At 58.5% G+C, this 10,141-nt stretch carries 6 protein-coding genes and 3 pseudogenes; all 9 read right to left on the bottom strand.

The window, feature by feature from the left end; translation table 11 throughout:
- A pseudogene (locus tag AC3IFE_RS10375) lies at positions 1 to 447 on the bottom strand (IS3 family transposase); the annotation flags it as partial.
- A gap of 47 nt (positions 448 to 494) precedes the next feature.
- Positions 495 to 1,487 carry a reverse transcriptase domain-containing protein gene (locus tag AC3IFE_RS10370; protein WP_489190453.1) on the bottom strand — a complete coding sequence of 331 codons (993 nt, stop codon included), beginning with the start codon at positions 1,485 to 1,487 and terminating at the stop codon, positions 495 to 497.
- A gap of 477 nt (positions 1,488 to 1,964) precedes the next feature.
- Positions 1,965 to 3,536 (bottom strand): argonaute/piwi family protein, encoded by a 1,572-nt coding sequence (locus AC3IFE_RS10365; RefSeq protein ID WP_489190452.1) that lies wholly within the window; start codon positions 3,534 to 3,536, stop codon positions 1,965 to 1,967.
- Positions 3,533 to 4,156 carry a hypothetical protein gene (locus AC3IFE_RS10360; protein WP_489190451.1) on the bottom strand — a complete coding sequence of 208 codons (624 nt, stop codon included), beginning with the start codon at positions 4,154 to 4,156 and terminating at the stop codon, positions 3,533 to 3,535. Before AC3IFE_RS10360 ends, AC3IFE_RS10365 begins: the two co-directional genes overlap by 4 nt.
- Complete coding sequence (locus AC3IFE_RS10355; protein WP_489190450.1) at positions 4,141 to 5,358, bottom strand: hypothetical protein; 1,218 nt, start codon at positions 5,356 to 5,358, stop codon at positions 4,141 to 4,143. The genes AC3IFE_RS10360 and AC3IFE_RS10355 overlap by 16 nt, the downstream gene beginning before the upstream one ends.
- 152 nt (positions 5,359 to 5,510) lie before the next feature.
- Positions 5,511 to 5,790: pseudogene (locus AC3IFE_RS10350) on the bottom strand (H-NS family nucleoid-associated regulatory protein); the annotation flags it as partial.
- A 211-nt stretch (positions 5,791 to 6,001) separates the two neighbouring features.
- A complete protein-coding gene (locus AC3IFE_RS10345) occupies positions 6,002 to 7,699 on the bottom strand; it encodes a hypothetical protein (protein ID WP_489190449.1) in 1,698 nt (565 codons plus the stop codon).
- 2 nt (positions 7,700 to 7,701) lie between these two features.
- Positions 7,702 to 9,513 (bottom strand): phospholipase D-like domain-containing protein, encoded by a 1,812-nt coding sequence (locus AC3IFE_RS10340; protein WP_489190448.1) that lies wholly within the window; start codon positions 9,511 to 9,513, stop codon positions 7,702 to 7,704.
- 51 nt (positions 9,514 to 9,564) lie between these two features.
- A pseudogene (locus tag AC3IFE_RS10335) lies at positions 9,565 to 10,141 on the bottom strand (IS5 family transposase); the annotation flags it as partial.

Raw genomic sequence — 10,141 nt, 5'->3', positions numbered from 1 at the left:
CACCCTGTCGACGTCCAGCTTTTGCGCCACCGCCTGTGCACTTCCTTCCCGTGTGCACAGTTCGTACACCGCGAGCTGCCTGGTCGCCAATGACACGGCCGGTCGGCCTGCCTTGCCAACCACGCGTTTCCTGGTTTCCGGATAGCGCTCGCGAACCCACGCCGTCAGTATCTGGCGACAGGGATAGCCTAATGCCCTGAGGGTGAAGCTGAAGCTGCGCCCGTGATTGACGTAATGCTCAAGTGCCAGGTTCTTCTGTTCTTCTGAGTACTTCGGCTTTACGCGAACATACTCTTTCTGCAGATCGCCACTCTTCTCGAATTCCTCGCACCACGCCTTGAGAGAATTCTTCGTCGGGTAACCCAACTGGCGGATTGTCGCCTTGACGCGCTTTCCGAGTTTCAGGTACAGCTCGACCGCCCGAACGCGGTCTTCGTATGAATACATGGACTACCTCCAAAGTAGTCCAAGATTTTGTCCGCATCCCCGGTGGGTCAGTTCTGCGTGGACATCAACAGGCCGACCGTACCCGCCGCCGATTCCGCTGTCCACGCGCCCTTCTCGTCTCGAAACTGTTTTTCGAAGTAGAAAGCGCCTCTTGTTACGTAGGAGTCGACCATCGCACGTGCATTCTTCACGTACTCTCGACGGACATTGAGTGTCCGGTTGACGATGACCCCAGTGACATCCTGGCGAAAGCGAGCAAACTGCATTCGCGTTTTCTCGGGATTTATCTCGAATCGAGATTCCTTAATTATTTTAAGAAGCGTCTTACCTGCGACCCACTCGTTGGTATCCCCAACGCGCCGTGCAATCTCCGAAGGAAACACGGGGCGATTCGTCGAGAATGTGAGGTCGTCCGCGTACCGAGAGTAGTGACAATCGTTTCTCGCAGCGAGACGGGCCAAACGAATGTCCAGTATATGTGCAATGAGGTTCGCGATTGCTGGTGAACAGGGGCTTCCTTGCGGCAAGACCTTCTGATGACATGCTATCTGAGCCAACATCCGCGCAACGGTCGGATTCAGCTGGAAATGCTTATTCTTCTTGAGGTACCCGGAAATTCGGCCGAAATCGACCGTACCAAAGAAATTGTGGAGGTCGACATTAAATACATAACGGCGATTTCGATGTGGTGCGGCGTTTGTCAGAATTGAGTGCTTCTTCCGGAACCCGTGGGAAAGCGTATTTCTGACACCACGCTCGGCGTCAATTTCATTGATGCATTCTTCCAAAAGCGTTGCCACACGTTTTTGCAGCAGCTTCAGCTTTTCAATGGGCGCACTAATCGTGCGTACCCCACCCCGACGCTTAGGAATCTGGAAGTCGGTATATTTGTACTTGTCGTCTATCCCATAAACCACATAGGCTAGACCTTTGGGCTCATATCCTAGGAGATGCGCGAGCGAGTGAAGTGAACTTGCTGACCTCAAGCGCGCAATGTGAGTTGGCGTTTTCATCGTCAAAGAGTGAATGTCTGCGGACACTCTATGGCAAGGCTCATCTCATGGCGGATGCTACGATATGCGAGGGCAACGTCGCCTAACGATACGTCCATTTATCGCGAAACACGATAACAAATCTGTCCGCAGACGCCCGGCAGACTATCACGCCTTTAAAAAATTTCAAAGCCACTCCGCTATCCCAACCCCTCCTTGACCGCATCCGAATGCCGACGAGCCTAGAAACTTGCTGCGTAGAAGATGCAGATGCCTGTTGTGACATCGGTCCGCGTCACAATACTTCGGATAGCACTGAAAATCACGGTCATGGGTCAACGGTAAGAATCGGCAGTATGTACCTGGCATATGCGCTCAATGGCAAACACGGTCAGTCAGGAGGGCTTTGAAGTCGCTAGCTTGCCGTTCCGTTCGTGCCGTCGCGACGGCGTGCAGCTGTTGAGCTGCTTCTGCCATGCGGAAAATGGGCGTGGCGATAGCCTGAGCTTCTTGAACGGAGGGGTTCTACACATAGTATTTAAAGTTGGCGCGCCACCTCTCTGATGGAAGCCCTGGGTTTGCGAGTAGGATTTCGCCAACACGGTCCGAGTACTTCACCGTTATCGGTTGTCCTTCACCGAGTACGCACGCGTTGTAGTTCAGCTTGGTCAGCCCGAGAACGTCTTTCGCAATCTGGACAAGCTCTCCTTTACCGTGCTGAATGGTAATTGACAAAGGTACCGGTACTTCGAAGCCGTCGTAAGTGCCCAACCTTGGCTTGAATCCATTCGTGAACAGCAATCCGTACCGGGATGTCCGTTCCCAGAGAACACCGCGCAACACGGGATGCTGTCCTCGCTTCGCGGTATCCGGATTATTGTCGTGCCGGTAGAGACGGTAGGTATTGCGCTCCTGGTTCACGCGAATTGCGACGAGATTGACCTCAAGTGGGCAAGCTCGCTTAAATCCTTCGTATTCTTCGGAGTCAATGCCAGACCGAGCGTGCAGGAAAATCTCTTTCAGTGGCCTTCCGTCCTGCTCTCGGTACGTTGCCAAGACGCCGCGCAATAGCGCTTCGGCCTTCTCTGGTGGTAGATGGAACTCTTTGCGCTCCGCAGAATACCAAGGTCCGAACTCGCCTACGAAGACGACTCCATCTCCGCTGTCCAGAAACATCTGCGCCGCGCAACAGGCGTTCTGACCAGAGTCTGTGCGCTTATAGGCCAAGCCCACGTAGCAAACGCCTTCGCGAGCCCAAGGAGTCTTCCAAGGCTTCGAGCCACACTTGTAATAAACGGCGGTTGCAAAATTCCAGAGTCTGTCCGACAACGGATTCGCTCCCTTCAAGCCTTGCCTCACCTGTTCCGTAATGCGCAGTGTCGATTCTCGGATGATTTGAACAGGCAGTTCAGCCTCCATCATTCGGGCCTTCAATTGGCGCCTAAAATCTGGGGACATTGAGTGGGACTCTTCAAATTCATCGATGTCACCGATTATCTCGGCGACGTCGGGTTCGTCGTCGAACATCCGCGTTTGGCCCGAATCGCGGTCGGCGATTGCTTTGGTCAGAAACTTCTTCTCGTCTTTGCTTCGTGACAACTCGCTTTGCTTCGAGACCGCGACGGAGGCGTTGGGCCGGCAGTTCTCGGCGACCTCATCTGGCACGACACAGATAGCGAGGGCAGGCCTCGAGTCCAGTTTCGAAAGCCGGCTCATCTCGTCGACGTAGAGGTTTGCGACGGCAAAGGCTCGGTCAAACTTATCGGCGATGCGGGACGCATCGGACAGGGCTCCCGCGTCGATTGCGAGGCTTCGAACTGGGTCTGGCCATTTAGGGCCGAACGCTACGTCGAACCCGGGGTAAGGCGGCCACGCACGATGCTTCTGCGGGTCGACACAAGATGCCGGCGCGTTCAATGCCTCGCACCAGTCGCTCCAAAGTTCAATCCCTTCTTTCGTACCGACGACTACCGTGTCTGGCATTTGCGTTCGCGCTTCGGCGGGACCAAACAGTGCAAGGCCGTCGTGAGGGTCTTCAGCCAACTGGTCGTGGCCGAATAAAAGCAATGGCTCGCCAAGATAGTGAAACTTGTTCATGCTTGTTCGTCCCTCTCGCCAGACGGCGTGTAGTCCTCAGTGCCTTCTGCGTCCCGCGAACGGTATTCAGCGATTTCTTCACCGATGTCTGGCGCGCGGGCCAAGGCTACGACATCCAGACCTACTGGACACTCCCACATCAAAGGTCGCGTTGACATCGTGACCGCGCGGGTACCGGCTCCTATCTGGATGGTATCCGCGCTCGTTTCGAGGCTTTGGACTATACCGAGAAGCAAACGGAGCCACTTTTGATTCCACCAAGACTTCGTGACGATTTTTCTTCGACGATTGATTTCGGGACCCTCAAACGGTACGCCTTCGAGGGTCGTTACGCGAACGTATATGCGCAATAAAACCTCCCAACTGCCGTCTGGGCCCTGCTTGGGAGAGAATGCGGGCGACAATTGGTAAGCGAATTTTGACGCCCGTTCGCCATATCCCTTTTGGACTTGGCCAGTCAGTTGTGTCCACGTCGTCCGACCGTCGACGTTCTGAACTGTCTGCTTGCGCTCGCCGACTTTCGGCGCAGGAAAATAGAGTACGTCGCGTGACGCGCATCGTTCGAGGCCTTTTTCATAACAGGCGACCTCAAGACTCCGACGAATCAGCTCTGTTGCCACGTTTTTGGTTCGACGCCCCTCTGTTTCTGGAAAGTGCGCCCAGAGAACCTCTGAGGGGCGTGCGCTACGCCGAATCGGCGCCGTAGCCGGCGGCTGAGTGAACGCAGCGACTTTTCGCTCATGATTGCAAATGCCCACGACTTTCGGAGTTCACTCACCTCGGATTTGGTGAGTGTCTTCGCCAACTCGAAAAGCAGCATCGTCTCAGGAACCTTCACGGCAAACGCGTTTGCAAAGACCGGTTCAGGTTCAGGCACTGTGACCGAGGTGGGGAAATAGTCGCGCAATGCTATCTGCCGCCCCCGCTCCACTTCATGCGACAGGGGAACACCTAGTGAAGAGAGACGTCCCAGAACGTGTTGAAGGCCAGTATTCCACGACGGCGCGAAGCTAGCGGGTTCCAGTTTTGCAATCCTCGAGGGAAGGCGCCCCGCTACGTACCCACCAGCTGCGCAAGGCACAACGAAGTCCTCCTGCATGCCCGCTATCGTGCATCTTTCGAGGAACGCAGAATTCTCTAGGCTGGATGCCGACAAAAATGGTAGGTAGAGGCGTGCGCGTGACTCAATGAGTTGACGAACGGTATCGTCGACGTTCTCTCCCTGAACGGGGGCAGTGCCTTGGCACCAGGTCCGGTATCCGGCCAAGGTGAGGCGGCGGGCGAGCCACGCTGCGGCGGCGTGGTCGGCGGGAACATGGTCAATCAGAATCGTGTCGTGACTTGCCGCTATCGATTGACCTCCGCGCCGCGGAAAGAACGGTGGCGTAAAGATGCTCGGGTGTTGTGCCAACAAATGTCGTTGGGGACCGGCGAGTTGTACTCGCATACGTTCAACGTCGAACAAGTCCAGCTTCCATCCGTACTCGTCCGCCAAGAGCTCTCGGGCCCAATCTTTCTCTGCGGCAGTGAGTGCCTGTGTGCAAGCAAACACGAAGATGTCGGGACCATGACCTTTCTCACGAACTCGATTGCAGTCAGAGCGTAATTTTTGTCTCCAGTCGCTGCGCACGGTGTAGGCAAAAACTATCTTGCGACCATCTTCAAGCGGGACGATAACGGCGTCGCGACCTTCATCCCCTGTTCCGCCTAATGGGTCGATGGTGACATATCCAACGCCGGCTAACAAGGTCGAACAGAGGCGCTCGAAAACACGATAATCGGTCAAGTTTTCAAGACAATACAGAATCGGGTCGGCGGACATGGCCGTTAATCCATTACGTTAGTTGGATTGCTTATAAGGGAGAAAGAAAATTCGCAGTAACGGGTACATTGGGGTACATTGCATCATAGCGGCGATTCCATCGCAGCGGTCTCTGGAGTTCGCTCGGTCAAGCTTTTTGAGATTCAGCCGCGCGCCGGTCCACGACCGCTCCAAGTTGCACCGGACTTAGGGTCGCGATACTTGGCCGGCTGTGGCCCGCGCACGAAGTTTCCTACCTTTGCGGCTAGCTTACCGACGGACGCAGACGTCGCAATGCTGGCTGGCGTCGACCAAGAACTTCCAAGGGTCTCTCGCGCGAGCTTTCCACGGCGGCGCACGGCCGTGTCCGGTCCAAGTGGCACCGGTCTTCGGGTCACGTTACGTCGCGGCCGACGCCGACGACTTGGCGGCAGCCTTTGCACCCGGCTTGCGATGCGCGGTATATCTGCGCAAACCGCACTGCGCCAGAGGGTGAGCGTGAAGGTCCCGTCGTTCGGCGGCCCGAACTGATGGAACGCTGCTTCCGAAAACAGAACAACACAGAACGGGTCGTCGCCTTCACCGGACGGCCCAACTGGCAACCGACTCGGTGGCTATCGGAAGGGGCAAAAAATTTCTCCCTATGTGTCTCGCTACATGCACATCAGGCGGCAATGGACTGAAGGCGTCGCAGGCCCTCTGCGGTCAGGGAGAACGTTCCGGCCTCCTCGTTGTGCACCAGCAGGTTGCATTGCGCGGCCAGCCGCAGTGCATGCAAGAGTCGGTCCGCGAGTAGGTCGATGCCGACAAAACCCTCGCCTTTCCCTGTTCGCTCGAGGCCCTGGTCGCCCTTGAGCAACACGTAGCGGCTGCGACCATCCCGGGCGGCGCGCTCCTGCACGATACCGAAATGCTGGAGCAAAACGTAGTGCTGGACGATGTGTGCCATGAACACCGCCGGCGAATCGTGCATGTGCGCAAGCATGACACTGGAGAGCTTGCCGAGCGTGAGTTGCTCGTTCTCGAGCGCCTGGTCGAAGTGCGGGTCAGCCCTGAAGTTCCTCGCTTCACTTGCACAGAAGAGCATGGCGACGTACGCGCTGCGCAATGCCTGGTCCTCCTCTTCTGAGTTGTGAGCAAAGTACCGCACACTCAACAAGTGCTCCAGCAGGGATTCGATACGTTGCGCGTATTCAAGCTTAGGACCGGCCGCGAATAGCGTCGGCGCATCGCCGCGCCAATCGTCCATCATCTTGACGAGGCTTGCCACGTCCTCGCGGGAGTTTTCTGGCAGCAGCGTGAGCAGCTTCTCGCCGAGCCCTTGGGCGCAGTCGAGAATCTCGCGGGGATGGTTGGTGACGACGGCCCTGTGCACCCATGACTCGCACAGCCGCAGCAGGACTCCTTGGGCAATGCGGACGTACTGCCGCAATTGCAGGCTGGCCCACCAGCTTTGTGTCTGGGCGCAGTCGTCGATTGTCAACTCATAGCTGCCATCATGCGTGAGGCCCCGTGCCATCGTGAACCGGATGACATTTTCAGGCACGCCGTCTCTGTGCGCCGGTGTCTTCTGCTCGGCATAAACGGCTCGCAACGCGAGCGTCACGCCTTGCTGACGATACTCCCAGTTCGGCCCCAAGGTGAGCCCGTCCGGGAACTCGGGGTAGTACTGCTCCGTGAACGCATCAATCTCGCCCTGAGACGGATTGAGCAGGTCGAGCATCCCACCCATCTCCGCGACTTCCTCATCCGACACGTGTTGCTTACCGATATCAGCGAGCCAGTCCCGGCGCGGGTGTTTCGCAATGGCCTTCTCATAGGCGTCGGCCAGCTTCTCTCCAGCATCCGTGAGCAGGTACGCACCCCGGATGCCCGTCACCTTCAGGCAAGGCATGCCGTTGATGATGCTTGGCCCATACTGTACGGCCTGCAGGAAGTTGGCGCCGGAGCTGGGCTCGTAGTCCGGGTCGAGGTCCATGGCTTTCTGGTCCTGCGCGCCGACGATGACCTTCATGCTCAGCTTTACCTTCGTGCGCCCCTCCGGGTAGAGACGCCCGCCGCCGGCGAGCCCGCGGATGTTCTGCCGTACGTTATACCAGCCCAGCAGCAGCTGGATTTTCTCAAGGCCTTCCAGGGAGAGCGTCTCGATATCCGGGTCACGCTTGCGCCGGGCCGTCTGGTCAATCTGGCGCACCATCCAGCAAATGGCGGAGTAGACCCGGATGAAGGCCACCACGTTGTTGATGCCCGGAAATACCGAGCGATAGAGTGATTCCACGACTGCGTTCGTGCCCAGCGGGTCGAGGACGAAGTTGTCTGTCAACGGGTCGGTGAAGTACGGCTTGTCGAGATGCTGGAGCATAGTCAGTTTTTCTTGTAGCGGCCAGCCAGGCCGTTCTGGTCCAGGGCTGCCGTGTCGAGGGCGTAAAAGACCGGGCGCTGGCAGTTCATACACAGGCAGACCTGGTCTGCGCGCAGCCGGGAGGCGTCCTCCGACTGCAGCCGACCGTAGCAGCACGGGCAAGCCAACGGTCCAACGCTTCGCGCCAGTACGCCGAACGCGCCGCGCGTGCTCTTGCGGTGCTGCCACAGCGCCGCGAATGCCTTTTGATAACGGGACGGCACCTGCGGCGCTGACTTGGTGTCTGGGCGCGTGACGAGCTCAATCAGTGCAACCAGCCGCTGGGACTGGGTTTGCTCACCTTCAATGGCGCTGCCAGCTTCCAGTGCGACACGCTTCATGTCGTCCGGGATGCGGTCGAATCGGTTCGTGCCCAGTGCCAGGCGCGCGCCCGCCGCAATCTCGCCGGGTTCAAGCGTGCGGCCTGCAAGCTGCTCAATGGCTTCCTTGAGGGAGGGCATCGAAACCTGCTGATGTGCCGCCACCGCACAGCACGCGATAGCCGAGAAGAAGGGCAGCAGCACCCCCCGGTTGTCCTCCCCATACTCGAAGGCGGCAAACCGTGTCAGCCAGCTCTGGAGCATCAGCGCGACGTGGTCATCCGCGTGCCCGCCACGGGCACCCTGCACGAGGGCGTGCTTGAGCTGCGCGCAGCCCGAAAGCTCGACCAGCATCGGCGCGACAGACGACCGTGCCTCCAGAGCCAGCCCCTTCGGAATGGCCTCCAGAAGTGCCTGATACAGCGCCTCGGTGCGCCGGCGGCGCTCTTCGTCAGCGGCACTGCCGCCCGTGGTGAACTCGGACTTTTCTGTGGACAGGAGCGCGCGCTTGACCGGCGGTGCTGTCTTGCCCGTCGGCTTACCTTCCTGAGATGGTGTGTCGTCCTTCTCGGGTGGGTTGGCCGGAGCTGGCGGCGTGACATCGCGATTCAGCCAGCGCAATACGGCTTCGACCGTGTTCCGGGTGAGCCCCGCCGGGGTTTTCGCCACGTTCGGCGTCTCGATACTCGCTCGCCACTCGTCGTAGCTCATCTTGCGAATGGGTGCTGGCGCTGCACCACTCTTGGTCGAAGCGGACGACGAGGAGGACCGGACCGGGCTGCCGGGCTCAGGCTTTTCCTGCGACTGGACATGATTTTGCAGCCGCGCGAGCCAGCCGAAGATGGTGTCCAGGTCTTCCAGCCGGAATTCGTTAGCCATCACACGACTGGATGCCTTGGCCAGGTTGCGCTGGTTTTCGTCACCCGCCAAGTCAAGCTCAACGTTAATCCAGCCTTCGGCGTGCAAGTCCAGTCCCTCGACGGTGAGCCGCAATGCGCCGCGCGCATTGACCGGCTGCCCCAGCTTGACCGAGAACTTGCCGTCCGCGAGCGGTACCTCATCCACCAAGGTGGCGCGCTCGTCGCCGTCCCAAACGGACAGAGTGACCAGCTCTGTATCTCCGTAGGGCTCAATGCGCCCCACCAGTTCATTGGCAACCGTCCACGTGACCTGAAGGGCCGGATTGCGGGCTGTCAACGACTCGACCTTGAACTCGCAAGGCGTGAACTCAACCGGCTCGGCCTTCGTCCATTTGAACGGCGACTTCGGCAACCAGCGGATGAGGGACACCTCGACGTTGTCCGTAGAGCTCAGGCTCTGGCCCGTGGCATTGACCGAGCCCGTCATGACGAGCGTGCCGTTGCTGCCCTCGAGCTCAAAGCACTTGGCGTGTAGCAGTCGCGCGTCTTCGTCCTCACGCTTTGCGATGACGTAGTCGGGCGTTATGTTGAACACGTCTTCGTTCGTGAACGGCGCGATAAGCGAGCGGGCGTCTAAGAGACGGTTTCATAAAGGCTGCTGAGTCCGCTGCAAAATGTTCCAGCAGATCATGGAGCAACCGAGTTTGAGGAACGCTTCATGAATGTCGGCACGCCGTTCGAATCGGATACGGAGACGTCGAAAGTGGTGCATCCAGGCATGCGTGCGCTCCACGACCCATCGAACCTTCCCAAGCCCGCTGCCGTGTGGTTGTCCGCGTCGAGCAATGCTGGTGGGAATGCCTCGCTCGTGCAGGATGCGCCGGTACTTGTCGTGATCGTAGCCTCGATCCGCATAGACGCGTTTGGGCCTGCTCAGTGGCCGACCGCGAACGCCTTTGATCGGCGCGATCGCCTCGATCAGGGGGATCAGTTGCGTGACGTCATTGCGGTTGGCTCCGGTCAAGATTGCCGCGATCGGTGTGCCGTTGGCGTCGGTGGCGAGGTGGTGTTTGGAACCGGGTCGCGCTCGATCGGTGGGGTTCGGGCCAGTTTTTCGCCCGCCCCAACCGCTCGAATCGACGAGGAGTCGACGACCACACGTGAGAAGTCAATCTGGTTTGCCGCGCGTAGTTTGGTCAGCAGCAACGCGTGCAATGCGTCCC

The organism is Burkholderia sp. APQ4-4ca, assembly GCF_057837105.1.
Note: the sequence above shows the minus strand (reverse complement) of the source record. Positions and strands in the feature narration are given on the sequence as shown.

Excerpts from the sequence above, each read along its gene's own strand:
- AC3IFE_RS10365 (WP_489190452.1), bottom strand. The coding sequence starts at position 3,536 with ATGAACAAGTTTCACTATCTTGGCGAGCCATTGCTTTTATTCGGCCAC.
- AC3IFE_RS10355 (WP_489190450.1), bottom strand. The coding sequence starts at position 5,358 with ATGTCCGCCGACCCGATTCTGTATTGTCTTGAAAACTTGACCGATTAT.
- AC3IFE_RS10345 (WP_489190449.1), bottom strand. The coding sequence starts at position 7,699 with ATGCTCCAGCATCTCGACAAGCCGTACTTCACCGACCCGTTGACAGAC.